The 16,757-nt window shown below is 61.5% G+C and carries 16 protein-coding genes; 14 read left to right on the plus strand and 2 right to left on the minus strand.

Going from position 1 to position 16,757, the window contains the following annotated elements:
- Nucleotides 1–4: 4 nt before the first annotated feature.
- The 3 genes from DKB71_RS10290 (at nucleotide 5) to DKB71_RS10300 (ending at nucleotide 3,294) form a co-directional block, all read left to right on the plus strand.
- A complete protein-coding gene (locus DKB71_RS10290; protein WP_408600274.1) occupies nucleotides 5–943 on the plus strand; it encodes a transporter in 939 nt (312 codons plus the stop codon).
- Between the two features lie 286 nt (nucleotides 944–1,229).
- Complete coding sequence (locus tag DKB71_RS10295) at nucleotides 1,230–2,585, plus strand: MATE family efflux transporter (protein WP_408600275.1); 1,356 nt, start codon at nucleotides 1,230–1,232, stop codon at nucleotides 2,583–2,585.
- Nucleotides 2,586–2,646: 61 nt separating this feature from the next.
- Nucleotides 2,647–3,294 (plus strand): TetR/AcrR family transcriptional regulator, encoded by a 648-nt coding sequence (locus DKB71_RS10300; RefSeq protein WP_408600276.1) that lies wholly within the window; start codon nucleotides 2,647–2,649, stop codon nucleotides 3,292–3,294.
- Between the two features lie 29 nt (nucleotides 3,295–3,323).
- Here DKB71_RS10300 and DKB71_RS10305 read toward each other — a convergent pair whose 3' ends face one another.
- Together DKB71_RS10305 and DKB71_RS10310 are read right to left on the minus strand one after the other, a co-directional pair.
- Entirely contained in the window at nucleotides 3,324–6,071 is a 2,748-nt protein-coding gene (locus DKB71_RS10305) for a glycoside hydrolase family 3 protein (protein WP_408600277.1), read from the minus strand.
- Nucleotides 6,068–6,310 carry a hypothetical protein gene (locus DKB71_RS10310; protein WP_408601076.1) on the minus strand — a complete coding sequence of 81 codons (243 nt, stop codon included), beginning with the start codon at nucleotides 6,308–6,310 and terminating at the stop codon, nucleotides 6,068–6,070. Before DKB71_RS10310 ends, DKB71_RS10305 begins: the two co-directional genes overlap by 4 nt.
- Before the next feature lie 566 nt (nucleotides 6,311–6,876).
- Here DKB71_RS10310 and gspE point away from each other — a divergent pair.
- From gspE to gspD, 11 genes are read left to right on the plus strand one after another with little or no spacing between them, the layout of a single operon-like run.
- On the plus strand, nucleotides 6,877–8,571 hold the full coding sequence (gene gspE / locus DKB71_RS10315) for a type II secretion system ATPase GspE (protein WP_408600278.1): 1,695 nt from the start codon (nucleotides 6,877–6,879) through the stop codon (nucleotides 8,569–8,571).
- Between the two features lie 2 nt (nucleotides 8,572–8,573).
- A complete protein-coding gene (gene gspF, locus DKB71_RS10320; protein ID WP_408600279.1) occupies nucleotides 8,574–9,776 on the plus strand; it encodes a type II secretion system inner membrane protein GspF in 1,203 nt (400 codons plus the stop codon).
- Nucleotides 9,777–9,786: 10 nt separating this feature from the next.
- Nucleotides 9,787–10,212, plus strand: a complete 426-nt coding sequence (gene gspG / locus DKB71_RS10325) for a type II secretion system major pseudopilin GspG (RefSeq protein WP_408600280.1) — start codon at nucleotides 9,787–9,789, stop codon at nucleotides 10,210–10,212.
- A gap of 2 nt (nucleotides 10,213–10,214) precedes the next feature.
- A complete protein-coding gene (locus DKB71_RS10330) occupies nucleotides 10,215–10,652 on the plus strand; it encodes a Tfp pilus assembly protein FimT/FimU (RefSeq protein ID WP_408600281.1) in 438 nt (145 codons plus the stop codon).
- Nucleotides 10,649–11,017, plus strand: coding sequence for a prepilin-type N-terminal cleavage/methylation domain-containing protein (locus DKB71_RS10335; RefSeq protein WP_408600282.1), 369 nt, complete (start codon nucleotides 10,649–10,651; stop codon nucleotides 11,015–11,017). The genes DKB71_RS10330 and DKB71_RS10335 overlap by 4 nt, the downstream gene beginning before the upstream one ends.
- Nucleotides 11,014–11,622, plus strand: a complete 609-nt coding sequence (locus tag DKB71_RS10340) for a prepilin-type N-terminal cleavage/methylation domain-containing protein (RefSeq protein WP_408600283.1) — start codon at nucleotides 11,014–11,016, stop codon at nucleotides 11,620–11,622. The genes DKB71_RS10335 and DKB71_RS10340 overlap by 4 nt, the downstream gene beginning before the upstream one ends.
- Entirely contained in the window at nucleotides 11,619–12,341 is a 723-nt protein-coding gene (locus DKB71_RS10345; RefSeq protein WP_408600284.1) for a type II secretion system minor pseudopilin GspK, read from the plus strand. The genes DKB71_RS10340 and DKB71_RS10345 overlap by 4 nt, the downstream gene beginning before the upstream one ends.
- Nucleotides 12,338–13,378, plus strand: a complete 1,041-nt coding sequence (locus tag DKB71_RS10350; protein WP_408600286.1) for a type II secretion system protein GspL — start codon at nucleotides 12,338–12,340, stop codon at nucleotides 13,376–13,378. The genes DKB71_RS10345 and DKB71_RS10350 overlap by 4 nt, the downstream gene beginning before the upstream one ends.
- Entirely contained in the window at nucleotides 13,368–13,979 is a 612-nt protein-coding gene (gene gspM / locus DKB71_RS10355) for a type II secretion system protein GspM (RefSeq protein WP_408600288.1), read from the plus strand. Before DKB71_RS10350 ends, gspM begins: the two co-directional genes overlap by 11 nt.
- On the plus strand, nucleotides 13,976–14,491 hold the full coding sequence (locus tag DKB71_RS10360; protein WP_408600289.1) for a hypothetical protein: 516 nt from the start codon (nucleotides 13,976–13,978) through the stop codon (nucleotides 14,489–14,491). The genes gspM and DKB71_RS10360 overlap by 4 nt, the downstream gene beginning before the upstream one ends.
- Nucleotides 14,488–16,752, plus strand: coding sequence for a type II secretion system secretin GspD (gene gspD, locus DKB71_RS10365; protein ID WP_408600290.1), 2,265 nt, complete (start codon nucleotides 14,488–14,490; stop codon nucleotides 16,750–16,752). Before DKB71_RS10360 ends, gspD begins: the two co-directional genes overlap by 4 nt.
- Nucleotides 16,753–16,757 lie beyond the last annotated feature (5 nt).

The raw sequence follows: 16,757 nt of genomic DNA on the forward strand, positions 1-16,757 counted from the left end.
TTCAATGAAGGCTGTTCATGTTCGCGCCTTGCAGGCCGCCGGCTTGCTCTTGTGTTTCCACGGCGCCGTCAGCGCCACCGAGGGCAATGGCAATTCCTACCCACTGGGTGTGGAAACCAATATGTCCGGGTTGATGTTGCCCGAAGGCCTGACGTCGCTGTTGTACTACACCCATTACGATGCCACCCACGTCAAAGGCAACGACGGCGACGACAATCCCGGCATCGCCCGTTATCGCATCAGGTCCGATAGCGTATCCCTGCGCCTGAGCTATGTCTGGCCCGGGGTGAAATGGCTGGGCGCGAATGTCGAAACCCGAGCGGCACTGGCGGCGCCCACGATTGACCTGACCCTGGACGTTGCCCGCCCTGCGCCCCTGGCACCGCTGGACAAGGGCGGCACCTCTACCAATCTGGCCGACCTCAGCTTTGCCCCGGTGCTGCTCGGTTGGCACGGCAAGACCTTGCACCAGACCGCAGGTATCGAAACCTTCCTGCCCACCGGCGACTATGACGAGGATGAGCCGGTGAACACCGGGCGCAACTACTACCAGGTCGCACCTTTCTATGCCGCGACGTGGTTTCCCACCGAGCACTGGGAAGCCAGCGCCAAACTGCGCTACGGCATCAACTCGAAAAACGACAAGACCGACTATCGCTCGGGCGATGAGCTCACGCTTGAATTCAGCGCGGGCTATCGCTTCAACGGACCCTTGAGCGCCGGCATCAACGGCTACATCTACCAGCAGACAACCGATGACCGCCGTGATGGAACCTCGGTCAATGGCAACGGTAACCGCGGTTCGGTCGATGCCTTGGGGCCCTACTTCATGTACCGCTTCAGCAAAGACTTTGCCGTGGTTGCCAAGTTGCAGGAGGAGTTCGGGGCGAAGAACAAATCCGAAGGGACGCGGCTGTGGTTGCAGGCGCGGTTGCCGTTCTAGAAAAACGTGAGCTGATCCTGTCAACGCTGAAGCTCCAGGGATGTGCGCAGGCTCGTCGGTCATGCCGAGGCTGTGCATTACCCGCTGCAAACCGTCTCAGGCAATCGGCAACCGGTGAGGATCGCAGTTCATCGCAAGCAGGCACATCTGCTGGCATACCGCGCCTGGCCCTCGTATCATTTGCCCTGATACGCCTCCTATATACCCTCGCAAAAGCCCCGCTTCCTGTAGCGCTGGCACGGGCAAGCCGAATGCAAGTGATCGCCTTCCAACATCGAGCAACCAAATGACCACCCATGGTGCCAGGTTCACTGAGGGGCCCATTGGCAGGCATGTGTTGAGCATGGTGGGCACGGGCGCCCTGGGCTTGCTGGCGGTTTTTCTCGTCGACATCCTCACCCTGATGTACGTGTCCATGCTCGATGACCAAAGCCTGTTGGCCGCCGTCGGGCTGGGCAAGACCCTGGTGTTCATCAATGGGGCATTTTCCACCGGGCTGGCGATCGGGGCCGTGGCGCTGCTTTCCGATCGCATTGGCAAACATGCCGGCAAAACCCTGGCTCGACTGGCCAGCCATATGCTGATCATGGCGTTCCTGCTGTCTGCCACCCTTGTCGTGGTGGAGATGGTTTGCGCTGAGCCCTTGGCTCGATGGCTGGGTGCGGACCTGGCGGCTTATCAAATCGCACGGCATTACCTCTGGCTGGTCGTGCCCGGCAGCCTATTGATCGCTGCCACGCAGATGTGCGTACAGATGCTCAGGTCGAAAGGGCAGGTCAGGCTCGCGCTGAACGTCCTGCTGCTGGGGGCGGGGACATTGGCGGTGGCAGATCCTCTGTTCATTTTCGGCTTCGGCATGGGGCTGGAAGGGGCCGGGGTGTCCTTTCTCCTGTCGGCTGCCGTGACATCGGTGGCAGGGCTGGTGCTGGTCAAACGGCACTTAGGACTTTCGGCGACGATCAATCTCAAACTCTTGTCGCTCCACACCCGGCGTACCTTGCGAGTGGCGCTGCCGGCGATGCTGGCAAACCTGGCCATGCCGGTGGGCATCACCTACCTGATGGTGGTGCTCGCGGGCCTGGGGACGTCAGCCCTGGCCGGGATGGCGGTAGTGGATCGCGTCCTGCAGCTTGGCTACTGTGTGTTCTTCGCTCTGCCGGGTGCACTGGTGCCGGTGCTCGCGCAGAATCTGGGTGCAGGCCGCGATGATCGGGTCCGGGCGATCCTGGTCTTTACCCGCCGGCTCGTGGTCTTCTATGGCGTAGCGTTGTGGTTGTTGCTGGCCATGTCAGGGCCCTTCATTGCCGACTACTTTCACCTGACGGGCATGGGGCGAGAGATGTTCATGGCGTTTTCCCAGTTTGGTGCGGGTCTGTGGATTGTCTTCGGCCTGGACTTTGTCGCGCAATCGATGTTCCTGACGATGGAGCGCGCCTGGTGGGTGCCGGTTTTCGGGTGGATTCGCGGCACCTTGGGCACCCTGCCATGGGTGTACGCAGGGGCGCAGGGTTTCGCTGGCAGCGGTGCCGTGATCGGCATGTGGACGGGTAACGCACTGGTCGCTATCGCAGCGATTGTCACCGCCTCGCATGTTTCGCGACGCTTCTTTGTGCAGCGGGCGAAGGCGCACCGGCTGCATTGAACGAACAATCGCGCCGCTGCCAGACCCGGCAGCAAGGGCGTGCCAATTTCAACGGAATTCTATGGCAGACATGGACACTCATAACGAATCGGGCGATTCGCCGAACCCCAAGCGTCGACGCGCGCCGAAAGGGGAAATGCGCCGCATGGCGCTGCTGGATGCCGCCACCGAAGTGTTTGCCCGGGATGGTTACCTGGGTGCCTCGATGCGCGATGTCGCCGATATTGCGGGCATCACCACGGTGGGACTGCTGCACCATTTCCCCAACAAGGTGGCGTTGCTGCGAGCGCTGCTCGATCGTCGGGACGAAAGGGTGGTTGCCCGGTTCGGTGACCTGGCCACCGCACCAACCCTTGACGGGTTTGTACAATTTCTCAGGCTGAGCATGAGCTTCAGTGTGGAGGACGCTTGCGAATGCCAGGCCTCAGTGATGATCAATACCGAAAGCCTCTCCGAAAAGCATCCGGCGTTTCCTTGGTACAAGGAGAAATTCGACATGGTGCATGCCCATGCACAGGCGCACCTCGGGGTATTGGTCGAGTCGGGCGAAATACGTGGGGACGTGGATGTGAAGGCGCTTGCCCAAGAGATCTTTTCACTCATGGACGGGCTGCAGATCCAATGGCTCAGGGGGCGCGCGAACGTGGACGTCATGGGCGTCTTCGATAACTACTTGCGCCGCCTGGCCGCCGATCTCAAGGTGGCGTAAAAGGCTCATCCCTGAGCCTCATGCAACGGTCAGTAAGTTTGCGCCGCCGTGACCTGGACGGCCTTGCGCAGTGGCACTGGCAGCGGGTTGCTGTCGCGGGTGTTCAATTGCTCCGGGTACAGCGTGACCAGCGTCTGGCTCAGGGCCAGGTCCTCCGAGTCGGTGCCCACGCGGATCTTGAACTTGCCGGCGTCGACGTTCCAGCTGTCAGTGTTATCCACGTAGTAGGCCAGCGAGCGCGAATCGAGCGGAATGCTCACGGTCTTGCTCTGGCCTGGCTCAAGGTAGACCTTGGTGAAGCCCTTGAGCTCCTTTTCCGGACGATCGACCGCAGGGTTTACCGGTTGCACATACAGCTGTGCCACCTCAAAGCCCGCCTTGTCGCCGGTGTTGGTCACGGTGAACTTGACGTCAACGGTGGCGCCGGGAGTCAGCACATTGGTTGACAACTTCAGGTCGCTGTAGCCGAAGGTGGTGTAGGAAAGACCATAGCCGAACGGATACAGCGGCTTGGCGTGTTTCTTGTCGTAGCCGCGATAACCGAGGTAGAGCCCTTCGCTGTAGGTCATTTCAGTCAGCGCGTTGTCACCGCGATAGGCAGCCGGGTCCGGATACGAAGCGTAGCTTGGGTTGTCTTCGATCTTTTTGTCGATGGTGACCGGCAATTTGCCCGATGGGTTGACTTTGCCATACAGGATCTCGGCAAGTGCCTGGCCGCCTTGTTGGCCCGGGAACCAGGCTTGCAACGTGGCGCCTACCTTCTTGGCCCAAGGCTGCATGTCCGCTACACCGCCGCCGTGCATCACGACGATCGTATTGGGGTTGGCCCGGGTCACAAAGTTGATCAGCTCGGCCTGCTGGTCAGGCAGTTCATAACCGTGGTCAGACCCTTCGCCCTCGTTCTCATAGTTGGTGCCTGCGGCAACCACGACGGCATCGTACTTCGACAGATCCTTGGGCGGACGCAGCGACGCCCAGCTCATCTGCACGCCGGCGAGACCGCCCAGTGCCGGGGTGAAGTTACCCTGCACGCGCTGGTATTCCAGCTTGACGGTGTATTGCTTGCCGGCCACCAGGGCTGCGGTCTTGCCGGACGTGGTCAGGGCGTTGACCACGTCGGAGGAGTGCGGCACGCCGTCACTTTGCACCACGAGCTCATCGTTGACCCAGAGTTTGTAGGGGCCGTCTGCCCGGACCTTGAACACCTGCGGACCGGAAACCACAGGCTTGATGTTTGCGGTAAACCGCGCCGAGAAATTGCCGGCCGCAGGACTGAAGCCAGAGACCGTAGTGGTACCTGCACTGGTTTCATTGGTGCTGGTGGTCCAGTTGAAATTCACCCCCGGCTCGACTCGCGTTTGTGCCGCAGTGCCCGAGAAACTGGTGTTGGCGAAGTACTCGGCTTTCACCCCGGAATTGCTGATACCGCTGTTACCGGTCGCCGGCTGATACCACACGGAGCGTTTCGGGTTCAGGCTCATCTCAGGCAGGTAAGTGATATCCGAGCTGCTCGATGCCAATTGCTGCAAGCCACTGAGCTCCGTCACGTAGCTGTTGGGTGGCGAGTTGGCGGTACCGAAAGGCGAGGCAGGCGCCTGGTCTGCCCAATCGCCGATCACGGCGATTTTGGCGGACTGCGCCAGCGGCAGCAGCGGCTTGCCTGCGGCAGTTTTCTCGTTACGCAGCAGCACGATCGCTTCACGGGCGGTGTTCAATGCGGCGCGCGCACCGTACTCGGGGTGGTCGAGGGTCTTGGCCGTGTTGAGGTTGTCCTGGAAGTCGTAGCTGACGATGGCGCGCAGGTTGCGCTTGACCTTGTCATCGATGACGTTCTGGGTCAGTTGCCCGCTCCACACATACGGCAGCAGGTTGGCCTCGGTAAATTGCAGGCCCGACGGCATGTCTATATCGGTGCCCGCCCAAGCGCCTTTGAACGCATTGTGGATAGCGTTGAAATCGCTGATCACGGTGCCTTGGTAGCCCCATTCGCCCTTGAGCACGTCGGTGATCAGGTGATGGTTTTCGCAGGCATAGTCGCCATTGACCTTGTTGAAGCCACACATGATGGACGCGACGTTCGAGTTCTTGACCATCGATTCGAAGCCCGGCAGATACAACTCGCGCAACGTACGCTCGTCGGCGACGACGTTGACGGCCTGGCGGTTGGCCTCCTGTTCGTTCGCCAGGTAATGCTTGCCGCTGGCCTGGATGCCTTGCGCCTGGATACCGTTGACGATAGCCGGTGCGAGCACGGCGCCGAGGAACGGATCCTCACCGCTCACGTATTCGGCTGAGCGGCCATTGAACGGAGTTCGGTAAAGGTTCACGCCCGGGGACAACATCTGCTGGCCGCCGGAAATCCTCGTTTCATAGGCAATGGCCAGGCCGAACTCCTTGGCCCGGTTGATGCTCCAGGTCGCGGCCAGTGCCGATTGCGAAGGGTACTGGGCACCAAAGGTAGCGTTGTTGACGTGAACGCCCATGGACGAGTCATACGCGACGGTGCCCTTGATGCCCCACTTGAGCAGGGAAGGGATCATGTGCCCGTCATTCACACGGGTGAAGTTGATCTTTTCCGACTGGTTCATGTTATCCAGGATGGAACTGACCCGGGCTTCGACCTCGTTGCCGGTGGCGGGCGTGACGGCGGCAAGCGCCAGGTTGGCTTGCACGATGCTGAAGGTCAGCACGCTCAGGCCAAGCGTCTGTTTGAAAGCTGACACGGCGAGTGTCCTTCTGGCGGTGATGGTCGGATGGGGGAGGCGAGGCCGGCTCATGGTTGTTGTGCCTGTGCGGGGGCGTCATCAGTGGCCACTGGCGCATCGAGCATGTTGCCAGGGATGGTTTGCGTGGCTGGGCCAAGGTTGGCCGCCCCGGAAAGTTGATCGCGCTTGGCCTCGATCTGCTCGCGCAGCTGATGTTCCGCGTTGACGGTGTTTGCCACGGACGGTGAGTCCGCAGCCATGGCGGGTAAACTTTGGGCGCACACAAGTAATGCACCTAATACAGGCGACATGAGTCGAAGCATCGATAAATCTCGATTGATGGAGGAGTCGTTATTGATCGACCGCAGACAGATAGTCTTGAAGTGGGTCGCAACATAAGTCTGAAGCATGCACGTGAAAGTTCAGTCGTCGCAAAGATATTTTTTCCGACTGGAAAATATCCGATGAAAAAGTGCTTTTTGGTTCGTTTTTAGATGATGGCAAAAAGACTCTTTTTTAGAATGAATAGCCTTAAATCGTGATTTCTTGGCGGATAGATCGAAATAACATCGATGTTAACGGTTAAAATCGGCGAAATAATCTACATTGGAGCAATAAAAAACCAGTCGCTAAACCTAGTTGCAATTAGGTTTAGCGCTCTGATAAGCTTCTTCGGCGATGTTTTCCTAGCTGCTTCGAGCAGTCTTTTAATCTTGCGAATACGTCTTCTGGGTACGGCTGAAAGTTATCAGTGGTAACTCTTTAAGTTTGCGCGTTAAATATTAATATAACTATTCATGTCTGGTCAGGCGCCATCGTTGGATGCCTGTATTCGAGTGCTTGGTTAACGGTGTCATTGAGATAGTTAAACAGTCTGATGCAACTTCCTTCGCAATCCGTAGTATGCCAATGGTTGATCGACAATACCGACGTCAAGGCGTCGGACATCAATCGAGCGCGCAAACTGTGCATGGCTGAAAGTGACAGCGATGACGAGGTGCTGCGCAACCTGCTACGCCTCGGTGCCGTACGTGACGAGCAGGCGGTCCAGGCTTACGCGACGCTGCTCGATGCGCCCAGTCTGCGGCTTGACGAAGCCTCCTGGGGCGTCGAGCCGTTGATGCTCGGCAGCGAACGATTCTTGCGTCAGTACGGTGTCGTCGCCATTGCGGCCGACGCCACAGCGGTCACCGTCGCGGCCAGCCCGCCCCTGACGCAATACGCGCTGGACGCGATGGGCTACTGCGCTGGCAAGACCGTGTCGTTGCGGGTCGCCACCGCCACCGACGTCAACACCTTGATCGAACGCCTGTACGGCCAGGGCCGCAGCGCCATGGATGCGCTGATCGAGTCGCTGGACGAAAGCAGTGGTGCCGAAGAAGACATTGAACACCTCAAGGACCTGGCTTCCGAGGCCCCGGTCATCCGCCTGGTCAACCTGATCCTGCAATGCGCCGTCGAGCAGCGGGCTTCGGATATTCACATCGAGCCTTTCGAAAGCCAGCTCAAGGTGCGCTACCGCATCGACGGTGTGCTGCATGAGGCCGAGGCGCCGCCGTCCAGCTCTTCGGCGGCGATCATTTCGCGCCTGAAGATCATGGCCCGGCTGGACATCGCCGAGCGCCGCCTGCCCCAGGACGGCCGCATCATGTTGCGCATCCAGGGCCAGGAACTGGATTTGCGGGTGTCCACGGTGCCCACCAGTTTTGGCGAGTCGGTGGTGATGCGCTTGCTGGATCGGCGCACCGTGAGTTTCGACTTTCCCAGCCTGGGAATGGACGGCGAGCGCTTGCAGACGTTCCTTGATGTCCTGGAAAGCCCCCATGGCATCCTGCTGGTGACGGGCCCCACCGGCTCTGGCAAAACCACCACGTTGTATACCGCGCTGTCGCGGCTCAACACGGCCGAGCGCAAGATCATCACCGTGGAAGATCCGGTGGAATATCAGCTTGAAGGCATCAATCAGATCCAGGTGAAGCCGGCGATCGGCCTGGACTTCGCCAGTGCCCTGCGCTCGATTGTGCGTCAGGACCCGGACGTGATCATGATCGGTGAAATGCGCGACCTGGAAACCTGCCGCATCGCCATACAGAGTTCGCTGACCGGTCACCTCGTGCTTTCAACCCTGCACACCAACAGCGCAGCGGCGAGTATCACGCGACTGTTGGACATGGGCGTCGAAAGCTACCTGATTGCGTCGACCGTCAAAGGCATTCTCGCCCAGCGCCTGGTGCGCCGCCTGGACCCGCAGACGCGGATCGCCTTCGAAGCACCGCCTGAAATGGTCGCCGAACACGGTCTGGAGCGCTTTACCGAGCAGCGTCCGGTCTTGCTGTACCGCCCGGCCAGCGAACTGCCCGGTGGCGGTTACCACGGTCGCAGCGCCATCACCGAATTGCTGGTGATGAACGAAGAGCTGCGCTCGTTGCTGATGCGCCAGGCGGATGCCGAGACCCTCGAGCAGGCAGCGCGGCGGGGCGGCCTGCGCACCTTGTACGAAGAAGGCCTGCGTCAAGCCGTGGCCGGCATCACGTCCCTGGAAGAGGTGCTGCGCGTCACGCGCGGTGATTGACCATGGCCTATTTCAAATACCGCGCGTTGGATGCCGATGGCGTTACTCGACAAGGCAGCCTGGAAGCCGTCGATGAAGCCAGCGCCATCGCGGTACTGCAAAAACGCGGCTTGCTGTTATTGAGCCTCAGTGTCAGTGCCGAGACTGGCCTGGGTGCGGCCTTGCGCCGTGGTGCAATGAATGGCCCCGCTCTGGTCAGTTTTACCCAGCAGCTGGCCACTTTGCTGGGCGCCGGGCAGCCGCTGGAGCGCTCGCTGGGCATTTTGCTCAAACAGGCCAACGAGCCCCGGCGCAGATCGCTGCTGGAACGTGTGCGTGAACAGGTCAAGGCCGGCAAGCCTTTGAGCCAGGCGCTGGAGGAAGAGCATGGTCAGTTCTCCAGCCTGTACATCAGCATGGTGCGCGCCGGGGAAGCGGGCGGCTCCCTGGAAAATACCCTGCGTCAACTGTCTGACTATCTGGAACGCAGCCAGACCCTGCGTGGCGAAGTCGTCAATGCGTTGATCTATCCGGTCTTTCTTGTGGTCGGCGTGCTTGGATCGCTGGCGCTGTTGCTGGCCTATGTGGTGCCGCAATTCGTGCCGATCTTTCGCGACCTGGGCGTGCCGATTCCCATGATCACCCAGGCCATTCTCGGCCTCGGCGAATTTCTCAGTGCCTATGGCCTGCTGGTGCTGGCGACGCTGGTCGTGCTGGTGTGGGGCGTGGCCCTGGCACGCCGCGATCCTCAGCGCCGGCAACGGCATGACCAGCGTCTGCTGTTGATCAAGGTCATCGGGCCGTTATTGCAACGCATCGAGGCGGCACGCCTGGCACGCACCTTGGGCACCTTGCTGAGCAACGGCGTGGCCCTGCTGCAAGCCATGGTCATCGTTCGCCAGGTGTGCGGCAACCATGCCTTGCGCGCTCAGGTCGAGCAGGCCACGGAGCGGGTCAAGGGCGGCGGGACGCTGGCACAGGCGTTCGGCGAGCAGCCGCTGCTGCCGGAACTGGCCCTGCAGATGATTGAAGTAGGCGAACAGGCCGGCAATCTCGACGCCATGTTGCTCAAGGTCGCCGATGTGTTCGACGTCGAAGCCAAACGCGGCATCGATCGCATGCTCGCTGCGTTGGTGCCGAGCCTGACCGTGGTCATGGCGGTGCTGGTGGCCGTGATCATGCTCGCCATCATGCTGCCGCTGATGAGCCTTACCAGTAACATTTGAGGAAACTGACATGTCCCGATTCAACGCTGCTGCTGGCCGTCGCCAGGGCGGTTTCACCCTGTTGGAAATGCTCGCCGTGATCGTCCTGCTCGGGATCGTCGCCACCATCGTGGTGCGCCAGGTCGGCGGCAACGTCGACAAGGGCAAGTACGGCGCCGGCAAGGCGCAACTGTCCAGCCTGGGCATGAAGGTCGAAAGCTTCGGACTGGACGTCGGCAGCCCTCCAGGCAACTTGCAGCAACTGATCAGCAAACCGGCCAATGCTGTCGGCTGGGCAGGCCCTTACGCCAAGCCCTCGGACCTCAAGGACCCGTTCGGCCATGCTTTCGGCTATCGATTTCCCGGCGAGCACGGCAGTTTCGACCTGATTTTCTATGGCCAGGACGGTCAGCCCGGCGGTGATGGCTACAAGGCCGACATCGGTAACTGGGAATAATCGTGCAGGCCCGGGATCGCTCGCGCGGCTTTACCTTGATCGAACTGCTGGTGGTCATCGTTTTGATTGGCATCTGTATTGGTCTGGCCAGCTTCGGCGTGGGCAAGGGCCTGCAGGCGGCAACGGAACGTCGGGCGCTGAGCGAGTTGGTGCAGGCGCTGCGCGCTGCGAGGGTGCAGGCCATTGTCACCGGGCAACCGGCGCAGACCCGTTTTGACCTGGACACTGCGCATTTTCAAGGACCCGATCAGCAAGCCCACCGCCTGCCGCAGGACATGCACGTGCAACTGCTGACCGCCGAAGGGTTGGGCTCGGCTTTCGAGTTCTACCCCGATGGCGGTTCCAGTGGCGGGCACCTGTTGTTATCGCGCAATGACAAACGTTGGCGGGTCGACATAAATTGGCTGACGGGCAACGTTCAGTTGAGCTCGCTCAATTGAACGGCCAGCGTGGTTTTACGCTGCTGGAGATGCTCGCGGCGCTGGCTGTGTTGGCGATTTGCAGCAGTGTCCTGGTCGCAGCGTTCGGGCACAGTGCGCGCGCCTTGCAGCAGGTGCAGCGCAGCGATCGCCTGAGCCTGATCGCGCGTTCGCTGATAGACGATGCCAGCGACCGTCCCCTGCAAACGGGACGTAGCGTTGGTGAGTGGAGCGGGGTGCAATGGCAGATGGACGTCAGCCTTCTGCCGGGCGCTGCGGGGCCGGCCAGTGCCTATCGCCTGGACCTGCACGTCGATGACGGCGCTCGGCAAGCGCGCTACAGCACGCTGCAAGTGCGCAGCTCAGGCACCGGGGCAGAACAATGAGGCGCTGCAGCCGAGGTTTTACCCTGCTGGAAGTGCTGGTGGTGATCAGTCTGCTGGGTGTGTTGTTGACCTTGATCGGGGCGGCCATTGCCGGCGCCAACCGGGCCATGGCCAAAGCCGAGCGCTACAGCACCCGATTGGATGAAGTGCGATCGACCCAGAACTTTCTGCGCCATGCGCTTGGCCAGGCACTGCCGTTGTCCGCCGGCAAACCGGGTGAGGCTCAGTCGTGGGTCTTCCAGGGCGACCGGCAAACCCTGGGTTTTTATGCGCCGCTGCCAGCGACATTGGGCGGTGGTTTGTATCTGCACCAGGTGAGCCTGGAGGGCGGGCGTCTGCAGGTGCGGCTCCAGCGTCTGCAAGGCGCAGCCTTGCAGCCATCGAGCGACCCGCAGGTGTTATTGCATGACGTCGAGAGCGTGCATCTAAGTTACCGCGGTGTCTCGCCCAAGGGGCAGGTCAGCGCATGGATGGACCACTGGCCCTGGCCTGGACGTTTGCCGCGCGCGGTGCGCATCGATGCGCAGCTGGGCGGCGCCATTGCCTGGCCCACGCAAAGCATCAGCCTGCGCCTGGATTTGTCCGGCGAGAACAGCGCGCCATGAAGCGGCAGCGCGGCGTCGCGCTCCTGCTGGTGCTGTGGGTCTTGGCCTTGCTCGGCACCTTGCTCGCCGGTCTGGTGGGATGGGTGCATCTGCAAAATCGCCAGGCCCTTTGGCAGCGCCAGCATCTGCAAGGGCTGCTCGCTGCCGAGGCGGGCATTGGCATGGCCGTGTTGGCCCAACTCGACCGCAACCCGCAACGCCACTGGTTGGCGGATGGCCAGGTTCACGCGATGCGTTTCGATGACGCCGAACTGGCTGTCAGCCTGAGCAGCGAGCAGGGCCGGTTGGACCTCAACACCGCGCCCACCGAGCAAATCGCCAGGCTGTTACAGGCCTGTGGCGCGACGCCTGGCGAAGCCTTGCAGTTGGCAAAGGCCGTGGATCATCGTCGAGGCGACAACCAGGCCCCCCTGCGGATGATTGAAGAGTTGCGAGAATTACCCAGCATGACCCAGGCGCTGTACCAGCGGGCCGCCGACTACGTGACGCTGTGGAGTGGCTTGCCCGGCCCCGACCCGCAGTTGGCGGCGCCTTGGCTGCAGCGGGCGCTGAACCTGCCGCGAGCGAGCCCCAAGGTCATGGATGCCGGATCGATCATCACGATAGAGAGTCGGGCAACCTTGTCCGGCGGTCAGACCACGACGCTACGCGTCACCTTGTTACTCAATCCATCGAAGGAGGGGGCACGGCCTTATCGGGTCCTGCGCTGGCAAGAATGAAGCATTTGATTTCACCGTCGGTTCTGCGACTTGCCCGACTGCGCGCCCGCTGGCACAGCCACTGGCATGGCAGCCTCGGGCAACGTCTGTGGCAGGCGTGGTTGCAGGAGCTGCGCAATTCATTGCCGGTGCGCCTGCAGACATGCCTGTTGAAGCCGACCCGTGAACGACTGTTGGACTGGCCGCTTGCGGATCTGCTCGCCAGCGGTGACGACGACCGCGTGGTGCTGCTGTTGCCCTATGCCATGGTGCTGGCGCAACCGTTGCATTTGCCCATGGCCGCCTCCCGCGATCTGAACAGCGTGATGGGCTACGAGCTGGACAAATACACGCCGTTTCCCCGGGAGCACATGCACTTTGTGGCACGGGTCCAGAGCCGGGGTAAAACCATGGCGCGGGTGCTGCTGGTAGCCATCCTGCGCGAGCGTCTGCAGAGCGTCCTCGAGCATTGCCGTGAGCGCGGCCTGCGTCTGCACGCCGTGGACTGTCGCGGCGCCGACGGCCAACCCCTGGGTGTGGACTTGCTGCCCGGCGAACATGAACGGCAAGGCACCCGCACGGGCAGTCTGCCGCGCTATCTGGCCGTCACCTGCTTCGGCCTGATACTGGCCTGCATGCTGATGTGGCTGAGCGCTCGCTCGGCGACGGTCGAAGCGATGCAAGCGAGCGTCAACGAACAGCGCCAGCAAGTGCAGGCGCTACAGAACCTGCGCCGAGAACTGATCAACACACAGGGCGCTGCCCGCTACCTGGCGCAACAAAGGGCTGCCCGGCCTACGCTGGCCAGTGTGCTGTTGGATCTCACTGGCTGTCTGGGCAGTGACACCTGGGTCGAGCAATTGGAGATCAGCGAAGGCGGGGGCGTGTCCATCACTGGCCAAAGCGTTAAAGCCAGCGCCTTGATCGGTCGCGCCAAGACCTGTCGGACCCTGGGCGATGCGCAATTCCAGGGCATCATCCAGCCTGACGAGCACACCGGCAAAGAGCGCTTCTCGCTGCATGCGTTATTGCGCAAGGAGGCCGCCGATGCGTCGTGACCTGAGCGCACGGGAACGGCGTTGTGCCGCCCTGATCGTTCTCGCCCTTGTGCTGTGGGCTGCCTGGTGGCTGCTGGTGCAGAGCTGGTTCCTGGGGCCTCTGATCGATATCGAGAACCAGGTCGACAGCCTGCGTGAACAGCAACAACGTTATGCCGGTGTGCTGCAACAGCGCGAGATCCTGCAAGGGCAATTGCAACAAGCCCGGCGCGACCCCGCCAGCCGCACCAGTCTGCTCCCCGGCGACGACCCGAGCGGCGTGGCCGCCGACCTGATGCAGCGCAGCCTCGATCTGGTCAAGGCGCACGCCGAGCAAGGTGCTGGTTGCCAGGTGACACAGCGCATGCCGATCACCCCGAAGCAGAACAGCGCCGAGCCTTATCGCCAGGTGAAAATCAGCCTCACCCTGGAGTGTGCAGTGGAGCCACTGGTCAACCTGCTGCACGACCTGGAATACGGCCAGCCCTTTCTGTTCGTCGACAACCTGAGTATTCGTCGCCCGGCGTCAGCGCCTGCGAGTGGCGGTGCCGGGCGCTTGCAGGTGCAGCTGTTGCTGCGCGGTTACCTGCAGCCGGCCTCTGCCCGGGAGCCCAAAGCATGACGCCTGGCCGCTCAAGTCTGATCCTGTCGGTAATCGCCGCGCTGTTGGGTTTCTTGCTGTTAACCCTGGCGCTCGGCGCGGGGCGCGCCGAAAACTGGTTGCCTGCCGATGCGCCAGGCGAACTCCCGGCCAAGACCGCGCCCCGACCCCTGCCATCGCTTTCGGCCCAGGCGCTGGCCCTGACCTGGCAGCAGTCGATCTTCAGTCCGGATCGCAAACCCGACCTCGTCACCGGCAAAGGCGAACCCGCCTCGCTGCAAGGCATCGTGCTCACCGGTGTGATCATCGACGGCCAGGCCCAGTGGGCATTGCTGCGCCTGGCCAACAAACGCCCCCTCAAGCTTGCCCTCGGCAGCGCTCTGGACAACGGCTGGACCCTGACCGTGCTCAGCCCGCAGCAAGCCACCTTCATGTACCAGGGCCGGGCCCGTCAACTGAGCCTGCCCGTATTACGCCTGCCGCCGCCATCGACAGCCCCCCTTATCACTCTTCCAAACGTACCGAGACCATGACCCATTGCTTCCCTGAGATTTCCCGTTTGCGCAGCCCCTTGTTGTGCCTGGCCACTGCCGTAGCCCTGGGCGGCTGCGCGTTCAATCCGCAGTCATTGCAAAATGACTCGGCGCTGATGCAGGAAGCACTCAACGGCACCGGTTCCCAGCGCGCGCCTGTGGTCAACGAACCCGGCACGGCCTCAAGCGCCTCGACGGCCCAGACCATCGCGCCCGCCAAACGGCAGATCATTCGCGGCAACCAGAGCTTCGTGCGCACACCCCCAGCCGCCGCGCCTGTAGCCAGCACAGGGCAGCGCGCCGGGGACAGCGCGGACATCGTGTTCAATTTCACCGACCAGCCGATCGAAGCGGTGACCAACAGTGTGATGGGCGACTTGCTGCATGAAAACTACAGCATCGCCCAAGGCGTCAAAGGCAATGTCAGCTTCTCGACCTCACAACCGGTGAACAAGCAGCAAGCCCTGTCAATCCTGGAAACCCTGCTGTCCTGGACTGACAATGCCATGATTCGCCAAGGCAACCGCTATGTGATCCTGCCAGCCAATCAAGCCGTGGCCGGCAAGCTGGTGCCGGAAATGCCGGTAGCCCGGCCGTCCACCGGAATGTCCGCACGCCTGTTTCCATTGCGCTACATCTCCGCCACGGAAATGCAGAAACTGCTCAAGCCCTTCGCCCGGGAAAACGCCTTCCTGCTGGTAGACCCGGCGCGCAACGTGCTCAGCCTGGCCGGCACGCCCGATGAGTTGGCCAACTACCAGGAGACCATCGACACCTTCGATGTCGACTGGCTCAAGGGCATGTCCATTGGGGTCTACGGGTTGCAGCGCGCTTCGGTCGCCGAGTTGATGCCGCAGTTGCAGAAGCTGTTCGGGCCTGACAGCGGCATGCCGTTGGCGAGCATGGTGAAATTCATGCCCAATGAGCGCACCAACTCCATCGTCGCCATCTCGTCGCAACCGGCGTATTTGCAGGAAGTCGGTGACTGGATCGCGACCATTGACGAGGGCGGCGGTAACGAGCCGCAGATGTATGTCTATGACGTACGCAACATGAAAGCCTCGGATCTGGCCCGGTACCTGCGCCAGATCTATGGCAGCGGCGCCATCAAGGACGACGCGGCAGCCAAGGTCGCGCCGGGATTGCGAACCGTCGCGCTGTCGTCACTCAATGGCAGCAGCAATGGCGTTGCCGGTAGCTTGGGTCAAGACTCCGCTGGCATGGGATCAGAGGGTGGGGGCGCTCAGGCCGGCGCTGAAGAAGAGCAGGGCGAGGACGAGGCATCCAGCGATGAGTCTTCCGACGCCAGTGCCAGCGAATCTACCGAGGCCAGTGGTCAGATGGCTCAGCAGAGCCTGGAAGAAAGCGTGCGCATCACCGCGCAAAAAAGTACCAACCAACTGCTGGTGCGCACCCGTCCTGCGCAGTGGAAGGAGATCGAGTCCGCTATCAAGCGCCTCGATAACCTGCCGTTGCAGGTGCAGATCGAAACACGAATCCTCGAAGTCAAACTCTCCGGCGAGCTGGACCTGGGCGTGCAATGGTATCTGGGCAACCTGGCGGGAAATTCCTCGAGCACCACCGTCGCCAACCAGAGCGGCAGCCAAGGCGCGTTGGGCAGTGGCGGGGCAGGATTAGGCGCGGCCGATGCGCTGTTCTACTCCTTTGTCAGCAATAACCTGCAAGTGGCGCTGCATGCACTTGAAACCAATGGGCGCACGCAGGTGCTGTCAGCGCCATCGCTGGTGGTCATGAACAATCAGCAAGCGCAGATTCAGGTGGGCGACAATATTCCCATCAGCCAGACGACCGTCAACACGACCAATTCCGACACCACATTGAGCAGCGTGGAGTATGTGCAGACCGGCGTGATACTGGATGTCATCCCGCGGATCAATCCGGGTGGCCTGGTGTACATGGATATCCGCCAGCAGGTCAGCGACGCCGATTCCAGCAACGTGACCGCCACGCAATCCAATCCACGCATTTCCACCCGTTCGGTCTCCACGCAGATCGCGGTGCAAAGCGGTCAGACCGTGCTGCTTGGCGGGCTGATCAAGCAGGACAACGCCGAAACCACTTCAAGCGTGCCGGGACTTTCAAAAATCCCTGGCCTGAAGTGGCTGTTCGGCAACACCTCGAAGTCCCGCGACCGGACCGAGCTGATTGTCCTGATCACCCCGCGGGTAGTGACCAGTGCCAACCAGGCGCGCCAGGTGACCGATGACTATCGCCAACAGATGCAACTGCTCAAGCCATGATTGAT

Origin of the sequence: Pseudomonas sp. PLMAX (genome assembly GCF_046042685.1) — a bacterium.
Lineage (GTDB): Bacteria > Pseudomonadota > Gammaproteobacteria > Pseudomonadales > Pseudomonadaceae > Aquipseudomonas > Aquipseudomonas putida_AE.